The sequence below is a fragment of the Pseudomonas sp. IT-P74 genome (assembly GCF_949768175.1).
Classification (GTDB): Bacteria; Pseudomonadota; Gammaproteobacteria; order Pseudomonadales; family Pseudomonadaceae; genus Aquipseudomonas.
In genome coordinates this window covers 19,773-38,989 of sequence record NZ_CATKQD010000016.1, presented here as the reverse complement: position 1 = coordinate 38,989, position 19,217 = coordinate 19,773, and the positions used below count along the sequence as shown (strand labels likewise).

General features: G+C 61.4%; 16 protein-coding genes. 4 read left to right on the top strand and 12 right to left on the bottom strand.

What is annotated here, in order from left to right:
- Nucleotides 1–69 precede the first annotated feature (69 nt).
- Genes ACM6J5_RS13265 through ACM6J5_RS13250 form a run of 4 tightly spaced genes read right to left on the bottom strand, consistent with a single transcriptional unit; the run spans nt 70 to nt 3,058 of the window.
- Nucleotides 70–903, bottom strand: a complete 834-nt coding sequence (locus ACM6J5_RS13265) for an SDR family NAD(P)-dependent oxidoreductase (RefSeq protein WP_414928680.1) — start codon at nt 901–903, stop codon at nt 70–72.
- A 30-nt stretch (nt 904–933) separates the two neighbouring features.
- Nucleotides 934–1,368: a MaoC family dehydratase gene (locus ACM6J5_RS13260; protein WP_414928679.1), complete on the bottom strand. Its 435-nt coding sequence runs from the start codon at nt 1,366–1,368 to the stop codon at nt 934–936.
- Between the two features lie 10 nt (nt 1,369–1,378).
- A complete protein-coding gene (locus tag ACM6J5_RS13255; RefSeq protein WP_414928678.1) occupies nt 1,379–1,816 on the bottom strand; it encodes a MaoC family dehydratase N-terminal domain-containing protein in 438 nt (145 codons plus the stop codon).
- Nucleotides 1,817–1,873: 57 nt separating this feature from the next.
- Nucleotides 1,874–3,058: a lipid-transfer protein gene (locus tag ACM6J5_RS13250; protein ID WP_414928677.1), complete on the bottom strand. Its 1,185-nt coding sequence runs from the start codon at nt 3,056–3,058 to the stop codon at nt 1,874–1,876.
- A gap of 357 nt (nt 3,059–3,415) precedes the next feature.
- Between ACM6J5_RS13250 and ACM6J5_RS13245 the strand changes: the two genes are divergently transcribed.
- Nucleotides 3,416–4,564: an acyl-CoA dehydrogenase family protein gene (locus tag ACM6J5_RS13245; RefSeq protein WP_414928676.1), complete on the top strand. Its 1,149-nt coding sequence runs from the start codon at nt 3,416–3,418 to the stop codon at nt 4,562–4,564.
- Nucleotides 4,565–4,763: 199 nt separating this feature from the next.
- Nucleotides 4,764–5,228, top strand: coding sequence for a PaaI family thioesterase (locus tag ACM6J5_RS13240; protein ID WP_414928675.1), 465 nt, complete (start codon nt 4,764–4,766; stop codon nt 5,226–5,228).
- Here ACM6J5_RS13240 and ACM6J5_RS13235 read toward each other — a convergent pair whose 3' ends face one another.
- Nucleotides 5,229–7,982, bottom strand: a complete 2,754-nt coding sequence (locus tag ACM6J5_RS13235; RefSeq protein ID WP_414928674.1) for a LuxR C-terminal-related transcriptional regulator — start codon at nt 7,980–7,982, stop codon at nt 5,229–5,231.
- 140 nt (nt 7,983–8,122) lie between these two features.
- Nucleotides 8,123–9,043, bottom strand: coding sequence for a LysR family transcriptional regulator (locus tag ACM6J5_RS13230; RefSeq protein WP_414928673.1), 921 nt, complete (start codon nt 9,041–9,043; stop codon nt 8,123–8,125).
- Nucleotides 9,044–9,240: 197 nt separating this feature from the next.
- On the opposite strand from ACM6J5_RS13230, the gene ACM6J5_RS13225 reads away from it, so the two are divergent.
- A complete protein-coding gene (locus tag ACM6J5_RS13225; protein WP_414928672.1) occupies nt 9,241–10,395 on the top strand; it encodes a CaiB/BaiF CoA transferase family protein in 1,155 nt (384 codons plus the stop codon).
- Between the two features lie 130 nt (nt 10,396–10,525).
- Here the strand turns inward: ACM6J5_RS13225 and ACM6J5_RS13220 are convergent, their stop codons facing one another.
- The 6 genes from ACM6J5_RS13220 to ACM6J5_RS13195 form a co-directional block, all read right to left on the bottom strand.
- Nucleotides 10,526–11,008, bottom strand: coding sequence for an acyl dehydratase (locus ACM6J5_RS13220; RefSeq protein WP_414928671.1), 483 nt, complete (start codon nt 11,006–11,008; stop codon nt 10,526–10,528).
- Between the two features lie 9 nt (nt 11,009–11,017).
- Nucleotides 11,018–12,202, bottom strand: coding sequence for an acyl-CoA dehydrogenase family protein (locus tag ACM6J5_RS13215; RefSeq protein WP_414928670.1), 1,185 nt, complete (start codon nt 12,200–12,202; stop codon nt 11,018–11,020).
- Nucleotides 12,203–12,254: 52 nt separating this feature from the next.
- Nucleotides 12,255–12,827 carry a DUF2889 domain-containing protein gene (locus ACM6J5_RS13210; protein WP_414928669.1) on the bottom strand — a complete coding sequence of 191 codons (573 nt, stop codon included), beginning with the start codon at nt 12,825–12,827 and terminating at the stop codon, nt 12,255–12,257.
- 79 nt (nt 12,828–12,906) lie between these two features.
- On the bottom strand, nt 12,907–13,737 hold the full coding sequence (locus ACM6J5_RS13205) for an SDR family NAD(P)-dependent oxidoreductase (protein WP_414928668.1): 831 nt from the start codon (nt 13,735–13,737) through the stop codon (nt 12,907–12,909).
- A gap of 66 nt (nt 13,738–13,803) precedes the next feature.
- Nucleotides 13,804–14,991 (bottom strand): lipid-transfer protein, encoded by a 1,188-nt coding sequence (locus ACM6J5_RS13200; protein WP_414928667.1) that lies wholly within the window; start codon nt 14,989–14,991, stop codon nt 13,804–13,806.
- Nucleotides 14,992–15,018: 27 nt separating this feature from the next.
- Nucleotides 15,019–16,128: an acyl-CoA dehydrogenase family protein gene (locus ACM6J5_RS13195; RefSeq protein WP_414928666.1), complete on the bottom strand. Its 1,110-nt coding sequence runs from the start codon at nt 16,126–16,128 to the stop codon at nt 15,019–15,021.
- A 319-nt stretch (nt 16,129–16,447) separates the two neighbouring features.
- Between ACM6J5_RS13195 and ACM6J5_RS13190 the strand changes: the two genes are divergently transcribed.
- Nucleotides 16,448–19,186, top strand: a complete 2,739-nt coding sequence (locus tag ACM6J5_RS13190) for a LuxR C-terminal-related transcriptional regulator (RefSeq protein ID WP_414928665.1) — start codon at nt 16,448–16,450, stop codon at nt 19,184–19,186.
- Nucleotides 19,187–19,217 lie beyond the last annotated feature (31 nt).

The window sequence follows — 19,217 nt, the reverse complement described above, 5'->3', positions numbered from 1 at the left end:
GACCGGCGAAGGGCAACAGGCGAGATGAATCGTTGGCCCTGTTTCACCAGGGCAGAAACCGCGACAGCCTTAGAAATTGGAACCTGGTCCACCGCCGCAGTAGATGACCTGGCCGGAGCAGAAGTTGGACTCAGGCAGGCAGAACATCACCACCGCACCGGCGGCTTCTTCTGGCTTGCCTGGACGACCCAGCGGGATCGTGGCGCTGGCACCGTCGAGACGTGCCTGTTGTACGCCGACCTTGATTTCGCGGCCTTCGATGTTCACGGTCTTGCTGTCATCGCCGGCCAGGGCCTGGGTCAGGCGCGTTTCGATCAGGCCGAAGGCGACGGCGTTGACGTTGACCTTGAGGCGACCCCATTCTTTGGACAGGGTCTTGGTCAGGCCCAAAATCCCGGACTTGCCCGAGGAATAGTTGGACTGGCCGACGTTGCCACCTGCCGCGCCGGAGGAAATGTTCACCACCTTGCGCAACACTTCACGGCCTTCGGCGGCCTCTTTCTTGGCCAGGGCACTGATCACCGGTTGGGCGGCGCGCAGGATGCGAAATGGCGCGGTCAGGTGGCAGTCGATGATCGCGTACCACTGCTCGTCGCTCATCTTCTGGATCACGTTGTCCCAGGTGAAACCGGCGTTGTTGACGATGATGTCGATCGAGCCATAGGTCTTGACGGCGGTCTGCACGAAACGGTCGGCGAAGTCCGGCGCGGTGACGCTGCCGACACAAGCCACGGCTTCACCGCCGGCGGCCTGGATCTCGGCAACCACTTCAGCAGCCGGTTCGGCGTCCAGGTCGTTGACCACGATTTTGGCGCCGTAGGCCGCCAGTTGCAGGGCGACTTCACGACCGATGCCACGACCGGAACCGGTCACCAGAGCCACTTTGCCTTCAAGCTTTTGCATTTTTTTGTTCCTGAGTATGGGGTGAGGGGGTCAGGCCAGGGCCACGACGGCTTCGCCGGCGAGCTTTTCTTCGCCGTACTGGTTGCCGCAACGAATCGCCAGACGCACACGCTTCTCGCCGTTTTCTTCGAATTTTTCGGTGATGGTTCCGGTGCAGGTCGGGATGTGACCCAACTGGGTGATGCCGGTAAAACGGATCGACAGGCTGCGCACTTGCTGCTGCGGCACCCATTGGGTCAGCAGGCGACCGAGGTAGGCGGCCGACAACATGCCGTGGGCAAACACGTCGGGCATGCGCGACTTGCGGGCGAAGTCGATGTCGACGTGGATCGGGTTGTGATCACCCGATGCACCGCAGTACAGCGCCAGGGTGGTGCGATTGACCGACTGCAATTTCAGCAACGGGATCACATCGCCAATCTGGATATCGGAGAACTGCGCGTGGGTGGTGTTAGAGAGAGTCATCGACAAATCCTCAACGCTGGACGAGGGACGAGCGGACATCGGCGATGTGCACGCCGTCCTGGTTGGTCACACGCGATTCCATGACCACGAATTGCAGGGCCCCGCCCTTTTTTTCGTAGACATCGGTGATGGCGGCGTCGAATGTCAGCACGTCTCCGGCGTAGGCCATGGCGTGATAAACGAAGGATTGTTCGGCATGCAGGATGCGACCGAGGTCGAAGTCGACCAGTTTCAGGAAAGCGGTCAGGTCACGACCTTCGCCTTCCAGGCACTTGAGAAACGTCGGTGGCACCGGCAGGGTTTTGTAGCCGGCGGCGACAGCGGCTGCTTCGTTGGTGTAGACCGGGTCGGTTTCGCCGATTGCCTTGGCGAAAAAGCGCAAACGGCCTTTCTCCACGTCGACGCTGAATTTATCGAGCTTGTGCCCAATCAGACTCTTGTCTGCCATTTTGTCTCACTCCTCTTGTTGTTATGCGTGCCCATCCGGGCACGCGCCTGGAAAGACTCAGTTGCGCCCGTACATCGTGACGACGCAGGCGCCGCCCAGACCGAGGTTGTGCTGCAGGGCGATGTTCAGGTCTTCGACCTGGCGCTTGTCTGCGGTGCCGCGCAACTGATGGGTCAGCTCGTAGCACTGGGCAAGGCCGGTGGCACCCAGTGGGTGGCCCTTGGAAAGCAAGCCGCCGGACGGGTTGGTCACCACCTGGCCGCCGAAGGTGTTGTCGCCATCGAGGACGAACTGCTCGCCGCCGCCGACCGCACACAATCCCAGGCCTTCGTAGGTGAGCAATTCGTTTTGGGCGAAGCAGTCATGCAGCTCTACGGCACGCACGTCTTGCGGGCCAACGCCTGCTTGCTCGTAGACCATCTGCGCAGCGCGCTGGGTCATGTAGAAACCGGCGTAGGCAATCATCGAAGGCGGATCGAACGACTCCACCGGATCGGTCACCATCGACTGGGCGAGGATAACCACGTCGCTGCGCAGTCCGTGTTTCTTGGCGAAGGCTGGCGAGCAGATGATTGCCGCCGCCGCGCCGCAGGTCGGTGGGCAGGCCATCAGGCGAGTCATGACGCCCGGCCAGAGCAACTGGTCGTTCATCACGTCTTCGGTGGTCAGGACATTCTTGAACAGCGCCAACGGGTTGTTCGCCGCATGGCGGCTGGCCTTGGCGCGGATGGCGGCGAAGGTTTCCATGCGGGTGCCGTACTTCTGCATGTGTTCGCGACCGGCACCGCCGAAAGTCTTCAGCGCACGTGGCAGGTCGACGTCACGGGTCAAGTCTTCCATTACGTGGACCACGCTGGCGCGGGTCTGCGGACGATCATCCCAATGCGACTTCAGCGCGCCGGCCTGCATCTGTTCGAAACCCAGGGCCAGCACGCATTCGGCCTGGCCGCTCTGCACCGCGGCGCGGGCCAGGTACAAGGCGGTGGAACCGGTGGAGCAGTTGTTATTGACGTTCACCACCGGGATGCCCGTACGTCCCACTTCATAAAGGGCGGTCTGCCCGCAGGTGGAGTCGCCATAGACATAGCCGGTGAACGCCATTTGCACCTTGTCGTATTCGATGCCGGCGTCCTTCAGCGCCAGGCGCACGGCCTCGGCGCCCATGTCGGTATAGCTGGGACTTTTGCCCGGTTTGGAGAAGGGGATCATGCCGACCCCGGCGACGACGACTTTTTCACTCATGAATGAATTTCCTTTGGCATACACGTTTGGTTGTCGTACCCGCCGGCCGGCTGGTTCTTGTGGGATTCATCCTAGGTTTGCCCACAACGGTGCAACGACCGTCGAAGGGATGAAGTTGCGGAGGTAGTGGAAGGCGTTCCAAGGAACGTGCGGAGGGAGTAATGCAGATATATGCCGAACAGCTCGCTCCCACAATGGATCGCCGTTTCGTCGACCCCGAAGCTACTCCCCCGCCGCATCCCTTTGAACGATCCCGCACCTACTCCGCAGCATCATCCCTTCGGCGCTCGCTGAAAGTGCGTACCACGCCCAGCATTGCAAGAGTCCCTCCCCTCCCCTGACCTACCGAGGATTCAAATGAGCGAATACAGACCATCGTGGATGACCGAAGACCTGGCAATCTTCCAGGCGTCAGTGCGCCGCTTTGCCGCCGAAGAATTGGTTCCCCATGAAGAACGCTGGGCCCACCAGAAACACGTGGACCGCGAGACCTGGCTGAAGGCTGGCGAGATGGGCATGCTGTGCCCGGCCATTCCAGAAGAGTACGGCGGCAGCGGCGGCAGCCATGCGCATAACGCGATCATCGGCTATGAACTGGCTCGCGCGGTGGCTACCAGCCTGGGCACCAATGTGCATAGCGCCATCAGCGCCCACTACATCCTGCGTTACGCCAGCGAAGAGCAGAAACTGCGTTGGCTGCCGAAGATGGCCACCGGTGAGATGGTCGCCGCCATCGCCATGACCGAACCGGGCGCCGGCACCGACCTGCAGAACGTCAAGACCAAGGCCATCCGCGATGGCAACCATTACGTCATCAATGGCTCGAAGACCTTCATCACAAACGGCTCCCAGGCCGATCTGGTGCTGTTGGTGTGCAAGACCGATCCATCCCTGGGCGCCAAGGGCATGTCGATCATCGTACTGGAGGTCAAGGATCTGCCGGGCTTCCGCCGTGGTCGCATCCTCGACAAGCTTGGCCAGAAAGGCCAGGACACCTCGGAGCTGTTTTTCGATGACGTGCGTGTGCCGGTGGCCAACCTGCTCGGCCCGGAAGAAGGCAAGGGTTTCGTCCAGTTGATGCAGCAACTGCCGGAAGAGCGGATGTTCATCGCCATGAACGCGCTGGGTGCCATGGAGCGCGCGGTCGAGGAAACCATCAAGTACACCAACGACCGCAAGCTGTTCGGCAAGCCGCTGCTGGACATGCAGAACACCCGCTTCAAGCTCGCGGAAATGCAGACCACCGTGACCATCGCCCGCACCTTTATCCACGATTGTCTGGGCAAGATGATCAACCACGAACTGGATGCGACCACCGCCGCCATGGCCAAGTGGTGGGCCTCGACGCAGGCCTGCCAGATCATCGACGAGTGTCTGCAGTTGCATGGCGGCTATGGTTACATGCTGGAGTATCCAATCGCCCGCCTGCACATCAACACCCGGCCGATGCGCATCTACGGTGGCTCCAACGAAGTCATGAAAGAGCTGATTGCCCGTACCCTGTAACGCGAAACCGGCCGATCAAGGTGAGCACACTGTAGGAGCGAGCCTGCTCGCGATGGACGTCAACGATAACGCAAACCGACTGGATAAACGCGTCGTTCTTGAGCACATCGCGAGCAGGCTCGCTCCTACAGGATTTGAAGTGAGCAGCGCCTTGAATGCCTGGCCTCATCCACTGCATGCGCACAACGAGTACATGCCAATGAATTCAATCCCTGAACCCTTTGAAGCAGCCGTCCACGAGGACAGGCCACCTGCCGGTTTCCTGCCGATGGGGCGCGTCGGTTTCGTGGTGCATTGCACCGGCCTGTATGTCCACGAAGAACGCTCGGTGCTGGCCGCGCGCATTCGCCCCGAACACCTGAACCCGCTGGGCATCGCCCACGGCGGTTTTCTCGCGACCCTGGCCGACACCGCATTCGGCCGGGCACTGAGACTGGCGGCGGCCACCGACCTGCCGCCCGCGACCATCAACCTGAGCATGGATTACCTGAGCCCGGCCAATCTGGGCAGCTGGGTCGAAGCCCATGTTCAGGTTCACCGGGTCGGGCGCTCGCTGTCCCATGCCAGCCTCGACCTGCTCGATGGCGAACGCCTGGTGGCCCGGGGCAAGGCGACGTTTATCGGCAATACCCCAAGCCTGCACGGCAAGCCCCGCCAAGGCTGATCAAACCTGCGGGTTGCCGGGCAGCTTCAGTTCCAGGTCGCGCACTTTGGCGATGGCCTCATCACGCCCGGTGACCCCCAGCTTGTAGAAAATATTCTTCATGTGCCATTTCACCGTTTCCGGTGACAGGTTCAGCACCCGGGCGATCTTCTTGTTCGGCAGCGCCTGGGCCACCAGGCCGAGCACATCCAGTTCGCGAATGCTGAGGATGATCGTGGTGTTGCTCGCGGGGCTCTGCTGATCGTTGACGTCGCTAGCGTGGGCAATGTCGAGCAGGCGTTGCGCATAAAATGTCAGCACTGGATCAAGGGCATTGTCGGCCATCAACGCCTCGAGCATCGAAGGCACTCCCGGCCATGCATCCAGCAAGCTGCGAACCAGACCGAGACGATGGGCCTGGCGCAACGCCTCGATAAGTTGTTCGCGAGCTTCGGCCGGTCGGCCCCTGCCCCGTTCGATCACGGCCATCTGCACGCGCATCGCCACGACCCGGCGCCAACGGCGATTGCTCTGTGAAATCTCGATCAGGGCCGGCAGAAGTTCGGCGACTGCAGAAAAATCTTCGGCATGCAGGTGCCGTTCAATCGTGGCCCGCCGGGCGATGACGCGGACCTCCAGTGGCGTCCCCGATTCCAGCCCGCCGTGTTGCTGCGCTGTTTGCAGGATTCGTTGCAACGCGTTTTCAGCCCCTGACTCGTCACCTGTCTGCTGCAACCAGCGCATGCGCACCAGTAACGCACAGACCAGCAGGCGTCCAAGGTCATAACGGGTGGCGTATTGTTCCAGGCGATCGAGCCAGCTCAGGGCTTCGGTCTGTCGTCCGGCCAGCCAGTGCGCCATGGACAGCGTCTGCATGCATTGCAACACCGTGTCGGGGATCGCCACCTGTTCCAGCAGTTTCATCCGCCGCTCGAGCAACTGGCAGGCCGCATCGTAATCGCCCTGTTCGTACAGCGCCGTGCCGAGCAGTCCGGCGGCCATGGTGCTGACCACGAGGTAAGCCACCCCATGTTTCTCGGCCTCCTCCAGCACCTCACGGTAGAGATGCTCGGCCTGGGTGGCACGACCTTCCAAGGCCAGGCTCATGCCACTCATGCAGCGCCCCAGCAAACTGCGGCGCGGCGAGCCATGCGGCCGCTCGCCGTCTTCGAGGATCTCGCGCGCTTTCTCGAATTCGCCCTGGTACATGTACAACCAGGCCAGGGTATTGCTACGTCCCGACCAGGCAAAATCATCGGCACCGGCAGGGATCGCCAACAGTTCGGGCAAGATCGCCAACATCGCGGCGGTGTCGTCCTGGTGGATCGCCTGACTGCCTTTCAACACGGTCAGCGTATGACGTTGCTGATGGTCAAGTTTTGCGTAATGGGTATGCAGATGCTGCAACGTCTGGTGCAGCGCCTGGAAGTTGCGCGAGTAAAGTTGCAGATGAGCCATGACCAGCTGCAAGCCGAAGCGTTCGGCGGTCTGCTCGGCCGGCAAGCCTTTCAACAGCCCGGAGATCTGGCTGAGGTTACCTTTGGCGAGCAGGTCATAGGCACAGGCTTCAACGATATCCGCAGCCGCCTCGGCATCGCCCGCCCTCACCGCATGGCGCACCGCCTCATCGAGGTGGTCATGCTCGGTGAACCAGCCGCGCGCGACGGCATGCAGCACTTGCTCTTGCTGCGGCCGCTGCGCAAGGCGCGCACGCAGCACGCTGCCCAACAGCGGGTGCAGGCGATACCAGGTTTCGCGGTCGTGACTCTTGACCTGGGTAATGAACAGATTATCGCCATCGAGCCGCGCCAGCTGGGTCATCATGCCGGCAATGGCATGCGGCTGGCCGAGCAACGTCGCGCACAACGAGGCACAGAAACGCTCACAGATCGAAACGCAGGTGAGCAGACGCAAGTCTTCAGGCGCAAGGCGCACCAGCACTTCGCGTTCAAAATAATCAGCAAACGCTGCCGCATCGCGAATCTGTACCCGGTCGACACGGGTCACTTGCTTGGCCTTGAGATCGACCGCAAACAGCTGCAGTCCGGCGACCCAACCGTCGGTCAGTTCGTGCAGCACCGCCGCGTCGCGCGCGTCGATGGCACCCAGGTGTTCACGCAGGAAGCGTTCCGATTCGGCACGACTGAAGCGCAGGTCGCGCAGGTCGAATTCGCTGACCTGACCCTTTGCGCGCAAGCGTGCCAACGGGATCGACAACGCCATGCGCGTGCCGAACACCAGATGCAGGTTTGGCGGTGCGTAGTCGATCAACCATTGCAGTGCCTGAGTGATTCGCGGGTCCTGCAAGTGCTGCATGTCATCGAACATCAGCACCAGCTCGCGCGAATGCTGGGCGATGCCTTGAACCAGCGTAATGACCCAATGCTCGACCGCCATTTCCTGGTTATCGCGCCCCAGCAGGACACCGGCATCGCGGACCTGTTCGGGCAGCACTTGCGCCAGGCTGGCTTGCAGGCAATGGCAGAAGCGCCCGGGTTCATCGTCTTCAGCCGCCAGAGACAGCCAGGCGACTTCGAAATTCATCGCCAGCAGTTCCCGGCGCCAGGCCAGCAAGGTGCTGGTCTTGCCGCAGCCGGCCGGCCCCTGGATCACCACGCAGCGTTGCCGACGGGCGTCCTGCAATCGCGCCATCAATCCCTCTCGAGGCACCAGCCGACGTGCGCCGCGCGGCGGCAGGACCTTGGTGTCGGCAACGGACTGATCAGCGTCGGCCGAGGGGTACAGACCGGTCTTTGTGCTAGGGGGTAAAGGCATGAGTGAACACTTCCACGATGGCGAGCCAAACGATCTTATTAGTAGAGAAAGATTTCGGGTGTCATTGAAAGTCGCAGCACATTGTATGACTTGACACCTAGTTTGCCGATACGGCTTTGGTATCTGCGCAAGCCGCAACACTACCCTTCCAACGCCACACTATCCTGCGGCGGCACAATGATCCGAAGGACGTGTTCGACGAAGTGCCGTGCGACGGGCGTGACCGAGTCGGTGAGCACCGCAACGGCGGTCCCCACCAACAGCGTGTCCGATAGCCCGCCCAATGGTTTGAAGACCACCCTGCTGCCAGCGTGCGCGCAGACCGATTCAGGCAACAGCGCCACACCCATTCCCGCTTCCACCAGCCCGAGAATGGTCTGTACCTGCACGGCCTCCTGGGCAATCGGCGGCTGGATGCCGGCGCTCTGGAATGCATAGAGGGTCAGCGCGTGCAGGGTCGGGACCCGTGTGCGCGAGTGGATGATGAAAGGTTCGCTACCCAGTTGCGCCAATTGCAGATCGTCACGTCGGGCCAGCGATGAATCACTGCTCACCGCCAGCACCAGCCGCTCGCGCTGCAACAGGGTGATCGTAGCCTTTGACGGTTCCAGCACCGGCCAGCGCACCAACGCGACATCCAGCGTGTGTTCGTCGAGCCTGCGCAGCAAATCACTGGTGGTCGACTCCTCGATGTGCAGCTCGACGCCGGGAAACTCCCGACGGTAGCTGCGGATGATGCACGGCATCAGCGAGAACGAAGCCGAACCGACAATCCCGACTCGCAATCGCCCTTGTTCCCCACTGAGCCCTTCCCTCGCGGCACGCCGAATTTCATCGGCACAAAACAACGTGCGGCGCGAATGGTGCAAAACGGCCTCTCCCGCCGGGGTCAGCTTCAACCCGGAGGGCAAGCGCTCGAACAGCAATACACCCAGCTCGGTTTCAAGCTTCTTGATCGATGTCGACAAGGGTGGCTGGGCCATATGCAGTTGCTCCGCCGCCCGGTGGAAGTTGAGCGTTTCGGCTAGAACCAATACCTGTTTGAGCTGACGTAATTCCATGGTGCCTTGCCAATGGACGAGCGATGGGGCGGAAGTATCGGACAATTCAAATCGAGTATTGGACGACCACCGTCGGGTCGCAAATTATGCCATGTCGACGGTGGATGCGTCCGCGTTGGCGGTCGGTTTACGCTGACGATTTCAGCCTGCGTTGCATCGATAACGCAAGGTTCATGACTGGCAATGGAGTAATGCTGATGGGCCCGCTTACAGGTGTGAAAATCATTGAATTGGCCGGCATAGGCCCGGGGCCGATGGCGGCCATGCTACTTGCGGACATGGGTGCGACAGTGCTGCGCATCGAACGTCGCGAGGCCGTGGACCTGGGTGTGAAAAAACCGCTCAAGTACAACCTCCTGCTGCGCAATCGCCAAGCGATTGCCCTGGACCTGAAAGACCCGCAAGCGGTCGCACTGGTCAAGGAGCTGCTGCAGAACGCCGACGCCTTGATCGAGGGCTTTCGCCCCGGTGTTACCGAGCGCCTGGGGTTGGGGCCGGATGAATGCCTGGCGGTCAACCCTCGGCTGGTCTATGGCAGGATCACCGGATGGGGCCAAACCGGTCCGCTGGCCAAGGCTGCCGGTCACGATATCAACTACATCGCGCTGACCGGCGTGCTCAATGCCATCGGTCGCCAAGGACAGCTCCCTTCGATTCCGCTGGCATTGCTGGGTGACATGAGTGGTGGCGCGTTGTACCTGACCATCGGTGTACTGGCGGCCCTTCTTGAAGCACGGCAATCGGGAAAAGGCCAGGTGGTGGATGCGGCCATCGTTGACGGCACGGCCTCCATGGCCACGGTGTTCTACGGCCTGGTGGGGGCTGGTACATGGAATCCACAGCGCGGCAGCAATGTGCTGGATTCGGGCGCGCACTTTTACGACGTTTATGCCTGCGCTGATGACGAACTGATCTCCATTGGCCCGATTGAAGGTCGGTTCCATACTGAACTGTTGCGTCACTTAGAGATTGATCCGGCGCAGGTCGGTGAGCAAAACGACCCGCGAAACTGGCCCGCGGCCCGTGTACTGTTTGCCGAAGCTTTCTCCCGGCGCACCCGGGCGCAATGGTGCGAACTGCTCGAAGGCACGGACGTGTGTTTCGCGCCAGTGCTGTCCTTTGCTCAAGCGCCACACCATCCGCATCTCAAAGCCAGGGGGACGTTCGTCGAGGTCGACGGCGTGACCCAGCCGGCACCGGCACCGCGTTTTAGCCGTACACAATCGGCGATTCCCACTTCGCCGCAGTCAGCTTCAGTTGCCGGAATTGACGAAGCGTTGGCCGCATGGCTTCCACAAAACCAGATCGATCAATGGCGCAAAAAAAACGTAATGGGTGACGGCCCGCCATAGCTCCAAAACACTACAAAACCTGTAGGAGCGAGCCTGCTCGCGATGGCGGGGCTTCAGTCAATGATTGAGTCAACTGACAGTCCGCTATCGCGAGCAGGCTCGCTCCTACAAGGGAAATCCGGGTGGATGGTTAGACCGCTGGCCTGACGCGCATCATCCGTAGAGGGGTGTAGCTGAGCACCGTTTCGCCACGTTGATTGACCACGTCGTTGCGCGTTCGCACCAGGCCGCGGTTGGGTCTGGTGCTGATGCGCTGTTCGATCACCTCACATTGCACATGCAGGGTGTCACCGACGAACGTCGGCCCACGCATATCCAGATCCGCATTGAGAAAGGCCATACCAGAGGATTGGAACGATGGCGCTACCAGTCCCTCGGCAAAGGTGTAGACCAGACCGCCCGGCACCACCCGACCGGAAATGCCCATGCCGGCCCGGTCAGCCGGGTCGGTATTGGTAAACAGCTCTTCGGTCAGCCAGGTCAGGTTGACGAAGCTCACCAGGTCGGTTTCGGTCACCGTGCGCTTTTTGCTTTGGAAACGCGTACCCACGGGCAGGTCGTCGCAATAAATGCCGGCCTCCAGCGAGACAGTCTTGTGGTCATGGTCGCTCATGATCGGTTCTCAATATGACTTGGGCATGCCCAGTACTTTCTCGGCAATAAAGCATAGGATCATCTCCCGGCTGACCGGCGCGATGCGCGGAATCATCGCTTCACGCATATAGCGTTCGACGTGATACTCCTTGGCATAGCCGTAACCCCCATGGGTCATCACCGCCGTTTCGCAAGCGCTGAAGCCCGCCTCGGCAGCCAGGTATTTCGCGGCACCGGCCTCGACACCGCACTCTTCTTCCCGATCAAACCGGGCGGCAGCGTGAAAGGCCATGAGGTTGGCGGCTTCCAGTTCCATCCAGCATTTGGCCAGCGGATGCTGGATCGCCTGGTTTTTGCCGATCGGCCGGTTGAACACCTCACGCTCCAGTGCATATTGCGAGGCCCGCGCCAGGGCGGCGCGACCCAGGCCGACCGCTTCGCCGGCGACCAGAATGCGTTCGGCGTTCATGCCGTGGAGGATGTACTTGAAGCCCTTGCCCTCCTCGCCGATGCGATCGGCCACGGGTACGCGCAAACCATCGATGAACACCTGATTGGTGTCGACCGCTTTGCGCCCCATCTTGTCGATTTCATGTACTTCAATGCAGCTGCGATCGAAGTCGGTATAGAACAGACTCAGGCCTTCACTCTTGTTCTTGACCTCTTCCAGCGGCGTGGTGCGCGCCAGGATCAACATCTTCTCGGCGACGCTGGCGGTGGAGATGAATGTCTTCACCCCATGCAGCACGTAGTGATCACCGTCGCGTACAGCGCGGGTCTTGAGTTGGGTGGTATTGAGTCCGGTATTGGGCTCGGTCACCATGAAACACGTGCGGTGCTCACCTGCGATCAATGGCGGCAGCATGCGCTGTTTCTGTTCTTCACTGCCGAACTGCACCACCGGGTTGAGGCCGAAGATGTTCATGTGCACGGCCGACGCCCCGCTCATGCCGGCACCTGACTCGGCGATGGCCTGCATCATCACCGTGGCTTCGGTGATCCCCAATCCGGCGCCACCATAGGCTTCGGGAATGCAGATGCCCAGCCAGCCGTCCCGGGCCAGCGCCTGATGAAAATCGGACGGAAAGCCGCCGACCTTGTCTTTTTCCAGCCAGTAGTCGGCGTCGAAACGCTCACAGATTTTCAGGATGGCCTCGCGAATTTCGCGGTGCTCAGGGGACAGGCTGGATGCGGTGGATTGCAATGGGATCATGGGGGAAATTCCGATAATGGCATGGTTGGCCACGCGGTGGCAGTCAGGTGACTCAGGCCTTGGGCAACCCCTGCGGCCACAGCAGCCGTACCGCGTCGCCGTCTTCGCGATAGGCGTGACAGGTGCCGATCACCCACGGGCGCACGGCAACGACCTGTTGCGCGCCCGTCGCCCTGCGGCGACTGGCCTCGGCACGATAGGTGGAAAACATCGTCTGCATCGCCACGGTGGCCATGCGTTCGAGCAATTCGGTCATGTGCGTGCAACCGCTCACGCCACCGACGATGGCTTTCATCTTCTGTTTGAAACCAGCCGCGATCTTCAGTCCCACCAGGCGCGAATAAGCCCCTGCCGCTTCGCCACAGAACTGGCTGGCCCCCGTGGCTGTAACGGCAGTGATGTGCCGGATAACCATGTCGGCGTCGACGGTCATCACCAGTTGCATATCGTGGATCGTTCCCCCCAGGGGTACCCGGTGAAACGGCAGGTCGGTCGGTTCGTTGGTCAGGTCCTGTAGGCGTCCTTCGATGTCGTACAGTCCATCGCTGCGCTGGTAGCCCTTGCAGATGATTTCACGGGTATGCAGCAGGGTCCGGGTAAGCGAACCGGAGGGTATGTTGGTCATCAATGGATTCCTTCTTGCAACAACTACGCAATACGCTCAACAGAATAGGTCGGGGCAGGCCCGACCTTGGGTCGTCGGGTTAGAAGCCGCCGCGACCGCCACCACAAATGATGGTCTGGCCGCTGACGAAGTTCGATTCAGGAATGCACAGCATGTACACCGAGCCCGCTGCTTCCTCGACAGTGCCGAAACGGCCCAGCGGCGTGTCGCGACCGGCCGAGGCGATACGGTCCGGGTGCACGCCGACCTTGATCTCGCGCCCTTCGACCTGCACGGTTTTCTCTTCAGTGGTCGCCTGGGTCAGGCGGGTTTCAATGGCACCGAAGGCCACGCAGTTGACGTTGACCTTCAGACGGCCCCACTCTTTGCACAGGGTCTTGGTCATGCCCATGATCCCGGCCTTGGCCGCCGAGTAATTGACCTGGCCGGCATTGCCCTGAGTCCCCGAGACCGAGGAAATGTTCACCACTTTGCGGAACACTTCCAGGCCGGCTTCGGCCTCGGCCTTGCTGGCTTCGCGAAAGTACGGGTAGGCGGCGCGCAGCAGCATGAACGGCGCCTTCAGGTGGCAATCGAGGATCGCATCCCACTGCTCGTCAGACATTTTCTGGATGACGTTATCCCAAGTGTAGCCGGCGTTGTTGACGATGATGTCGATACGGCCGAAGGCTTCCAGCGCAGTTTTCACGCAGCGCTCGCCGAAATCGGCTGCCACGACGTTGCCGACGCAGGCCACGGCTTCACCGCCCAATGCACGAATCTCTGCGATCACTTCATCTGCCGGCGCTTGATCGAGGTCGTTGATGACCACCTTCGCGCCTTCTGCGGCGAATTTCAGTGCGACACTGCGGCCAATACCCCGTCCGGAACCGGTGACAATGGCGACCTGGCCTTCGAGTTTCTTGCTCATGTAGGTTTTTCCTGATGTTGTTTTTCGGGTGAAAAAAGCCGCGCCAGGCACGGCCGTACAGATCACTCAGTTTTTGCCGTAGAGGGTGACGACACAGGCGCCGCCCAGTCCGAGGTTGTGCTGCAAGGCGTGTTGCAAACCGTCGACCTGACGCGCACCGGCCGTGCCGCGCAGTTGATGGGTGAGCTCGTAGCACTGCGCCAACCCCGTGGCGCCCAGCGGATGGCCTTTGCACAACAGGCCACCGGACGGGTTGGTCACGACCCGCCCGCCGTAGGTGTTATCGCCGTCGAGGACGAATTTTTCGGCTTCGCCGACAGGGCACAGACCGAGGGCTTCATAGGTCAGCAGTTCGTTGTGGGCGAAGCAATCGTGCAGTTCGACCACACGGATGTCCTGCGGGCCGATGCCGGCCTTTTCGTACACCGCACCGGCGGCGCGCTCGGCCATGTGAGCGCCGACGAAACCAATCATGGTTTTCGGCTCGAAGGACTCCACCGGATCGGTGACCAGCGACTGGGCGAGGATCGCCACGTCCGTGCGCAGGCCATGCTTTCTGGCAAACGCTGGCGAGCAAATGATCGCGGCAGCCGCACCGCAGGTCGGCGGGCAGGCCATCATGCGGGTCATCACGCCGTCCCACATCAACTGGTCGTTCATCACCTCTTCGGTGCTGACAATCTTCTTGAACAAGGCCAACGGGTTGTTGGCGGCATGGCGGCTGGCTTTGGCGCGGATTGCGGCGAAGGTGCTCATCTGCGTGCCGTACTTGCGCATGTGCTCACGGCCGGCACCGCCGAAGGTGATCAGGTTGCGCGGGATGTCGCCGGCGTCGCCACAGAGCTCGTCCTGAATCGGCAAATAGTCGCCACGGGGGAGCGGCCGGTCATCGAAGTTGGATCGGGTCGGGCCCGGGCGCATCTGTTCGAAACCGACCGCCAGGGCGCATTCGACCTGGCCGCTTTCGACGGCGGCGCGAGCGAGGAACAAGGCACTGGAACCGGTGGCGCAGGCATTGTTGACGTTGAACACCGGAATGCCCGTGCGCCCGACCCGATACAGCACGGCCTGACCGCAGGTGGTGTCGCCGTAAACGTAACCGGCGAACGCCATCTGCACCTTGTCATAGCTCAGGCCGGCATCGGCCAGCGCCTGGCGTACCGCTTCGGCGCCCATGTCGATGTAGCTCGGGCTCGCGCCCGGCTTGGTGAACGGGATCATGCCGACCCCGGCGACTAATGCGTTCTGACTCATGGCTCTGTCCTGAATGGTTGAGGGATGTCACAGGGCCTGCGCGATGATTTCGTGCAGGGCCTTGCCGGTAGCGCCGTGGTCAACAACCACGGTATGGGCAATAGAATGAGTGCGCAGGCGGCCTTGGGCGGCACGCAGTCGCGAGAGTTCGTCGGAGCATTGGCGCAGGGTTTCACTGGCGTACAGATTGGCGATGGCCGCGTGCTCGGCGCTCAGCGGATGGCGCATGTACCGGTCCAGGTAGTGATCGACCAGTACCCGCAAGGCCACGGTGCGGGCCTTGATGTCGGCGATTTTGTTGCGGGTGTGCTGTAGCGCCCATGAGCAATGGCCGCTGCTATCGGATTGACGCAGATGGGCCAGGGTCATATCCAGCAGGTGTTCGAGGCGGCTGGCGGCGGAGATCGCCGATAACAGGCGCTCCTGATCCCCCGACCGATTCAGGTAATCCAGGCCCCTACCCGCTTCGCCCAGCAGGTTACTCACTGGTACACGCGCATTGGTGAAGCAGAATTGGGCGGCACTCGGTTGCGTGCCACCTTGCGCACTGCGGGTACGCTGCACACCCGGACGGTCGGTTTCGACCATGATCAGGCTGATACCCGTTTCGCCGTCATCCTCGTCGGTACGGCAGGCGAGCATTACCAGGTTGCCGCTCATGCCATTGCCAACACAGCTTTTGTTGCCGTTGATCAGGTAGTCGTCACCGTCGCGCACGGCACGGGTTTGCATGCTCCTGAGCTTGCCGCCGGGTTCGGCGACAGCCAGGGCCAACAGCACCTCGCCACTGCAAATACCCGGCAGCCAACGACGCTTCTGCTCGTCACTGCCCAATTGAGCGATGCACGGTGCGATCACGTCCGAGTGCAGGGACAACGCCCGGTCGCAGACCTCGGCCCGGGCGAATTCCTCGCGCAGAACCGCAGCATGACCAAAATCACCACCACCGCCGAATTCCGCCGGCAAGGTCACGCACAACAGCCCTTCACGACCGGCCTTCAACCAGACCCGCCGCTCAACATCGCCGGTATTTTCCCCGCGAGCGTGACGAGGCAGATCTTCGCGCTCCAGAAAGCGTCGCACGGCGGTGCGAAACATTTCATGGTCTTCGCGGTAGAGAGTGCGTTGAACGTCCATCCGGAACCTTTGGCCATCGCCCGATTGCATGGGAAAACGGGGTACTCCCGTTCCAATTTGTAGGGGCGATCGTTGCACGGGATCGGGTAGATCGAGAGCCACCCTCAAAGGGGGGGCGGGTTTGCAAGACGCTACGGGTGCACAATAATCGGGCGGACTCATTGAATGACCCAGCCGCTCAACGCTGCACCCGAAGGGCCGCGTTAGACCAAAGTCTCGGACAATAGCCAGACATGGCACTATGGCGGACTTACAAGAATAAAAAGGTCACCTTGCCGTGCGGTTTCACGGGCGAGTGATCCGTATGGAGGTTCTTACAATGCCAGTTCACTGGGACAACCCGACGGTCAAGCCCTCCGGCCCCGCTCTTTCTGCTGCCTCGGGTGAACCGTCAGCCTCTAGAAGTGGCGCCATCAAATTCGCCAGTCCGAAATCGGCCGACAGCCACTTGTCGCGTTCGCGCCTTCTGCAACAAATGGCCGACGCGGATGCGGCGCACCTGATCCTGATTCGTGCCGCCGCCGGTTTCGGCAAGACCACGCTGATGCAGCAATACCGCGAGCACTGTCTGACCAGCGGCAAGCTCACGCTGTGGATCAACCTGGAGCCCGCTGACAACGACTTGCAACGTTTCGTCAACCTGCTGGACAAAGGTCTCGCCGGTTTACTGCCCATACCTGACGAGCAGGCACCGCGCAACGATCAGCCAAGCGCCGAAGACATGCTCGAGCAGTTTGCCGTCAGCACCTTGCCATTTGCCGTGCTACTCGACGAAGTCGAGGTCATCCAGAACCCCGAAGTGCTCGAGTTTCTCCAGCAACTGGTGGAGCAACTGCCTTCAGGCAGCGTCGTGGTGATGGCTTCGCGTTCCACGCCCGGTATCGGTCTTGGAAGGATTCGCGCCCGGGGCCAATTGCTGGAAATCCGCCCCGGTGATCTGCGTTTCACCCCCGAAGAAGCCATGGCGTTCATTCGCGACAAACGCCAGATCCCCTTGCACGACGACGAACTGGCTACGCTGTACCGGCGCACCGAAGGCTGGATCGCGGGACTCTACCTGGCCAGCTTGTCGCTCAAGGATCGCGACGATCACGGCGCCTTCATTTCATCCTTCTCCGGCTCCAACCTGGAACTGGCCGAATACCTCACCGAAGACATCCTGGCGCGACAGACCGAAGACTGCCGGGTGTTCCTGATGCAGACCAGCATCCTCGAGCAGTTCTGCGTCCCGCTCTGTGAAGCGGTGACCGGGCGCAGCGACAGCCGCGCCATGATCGACCACCTCGACCGCACCAACCTGTTCCTGGTGCCGGTCGACAGCCAGCAACAATGGTTCCGCTATCACCATCTGTTTGCCAGCTTCCTGCGCCACGCCCTGGATCGTCTGTACCCGGGCATGGCGCGGACCCTGCACGAAATCGCGGCGCAATGGTTCTTCGATGCAGGGCAACCGATCCCTGGCGTCGAGCACCTGTTCAGCGCCGGGCTCCTCGACGAAGCCGCCGAAGGTTTGAACCGTCACCTCAATACCCTGATCGACAGCGGCCGCACGCGCCTGTTACTGCGTTGGCTGGACCGGATTCCGGAGGCGACTCGCGACCGCTATGCGCCACTCAACCAGGCCTACGCCTGGCTGCTGGCAACCACCACTCGCCTGAAAGATGCGATGCAGGTGGCCGAGCGGCTGGAGCGCCAATCGGGGCCAGCCTATGCCTACGTTGCCGAGGTCCTGCAGTGCCTGCACCTGGGGGTTACCGACCAGGCCGAGGCGTGCTGCAGCAAGGGCATCGAACTGCTTGCGCGCATGCCGGCCGATGAAGTGCACCTGTATATGGTACTGGCCAGTTCGGTGGCGATGAACATGATTGCCAGCGGTCGCTACGACGAGGCGCGCAACCTGTTGTCCCGCGCGTTGCAACGCGACCCACGGATTCAATCGAGTTTTCTGCGCCATACCTTGAGCGTCAACGAGAGCACGCTGGACCTGATCCAGGGCCGCTTGAGCAATGCCATCGTGCGTATGCAAAGCACGCCGGACCGGCCGCAAAACAACGGCCAGCGCAAACCGCACGAAGCCAAGCTGTCGATGGATATCCTTCACGGCTTGCTGCTGTACGAGAACGGTGCCTTCGATGAAGCGCAAAAATACCTGTCGCGTTGCCTGTTTTTCGCCAAGCAAGTCAGTTCTCCGGAAAACCAGATCGTCACTCACGTACTGACGGCGCGCATCGCCTACAGTCAGGGCGATCGCACCACCTGGACCCGTTGCCTGGTGGAACTCGAGCACATCGGCCGCCAGGTCGGCTCGCGTCGCGTCGAGTGCTCTGCCTGGCTGGAACGAGCCCGCGTGGCACTGCTCGAACAGCGCCTGGACACAGCAGTGCAAGCCCTGCATGCGGCAGACCAGTCGGGCGATTGGGACCGCCCCGACTTCATCCGTCTGGCCAACGACGTGGACACACCCAGCATCGCCCGTCAACGCTTGCGCATCGCTCAAGGCGAAGGCACTGCGGCCACCAAAGCCTTGCGCGTGGCGATCGAGCAAGCCCGGCACTGGCAACATCACCGCCGTGAACTGAAGCTGCACATTCTTCTGGCGCTGGCGCTGGACAGCATCCAGCAACCGCAGGAGGCCTTTCAGGCCCTCAATGACGCGCTGCGCCTGGCCAGCCATGACGGCTTTCTGGCCACCTTCATTGAAGAAGGCGAAAGGATGGCTGGACTGCTGCAACGCTGGGCCACGACCGGCAAGGCCCGTTGCAAGGGACTGGGGATCGAGTGCGGATTTGTCGACAACCTGATGCAGCACTTGAATGTCAGTGACGGCAACATGGAGGATGCGCGCAACGACAACGGCGCTCACGAAGTGCTGACGGTACGCGAGTATCAGATCCTGCAACTGCTGGCCGCCGGGCATCGTAATCGCGAGATCGCCGAGAAGGTGTTCCTCTCCGAGTTCACGGTGAAATCCCACCTGCAGAAGATCTACGCGAAACTGGAGGCCAACGGACGCACCGAAACCCTGGCCATTGCCCGCTCGCGGGGCTGGATCACCTGAAAGGCAAGAGCTCATCGCGGACTCAGCCGCG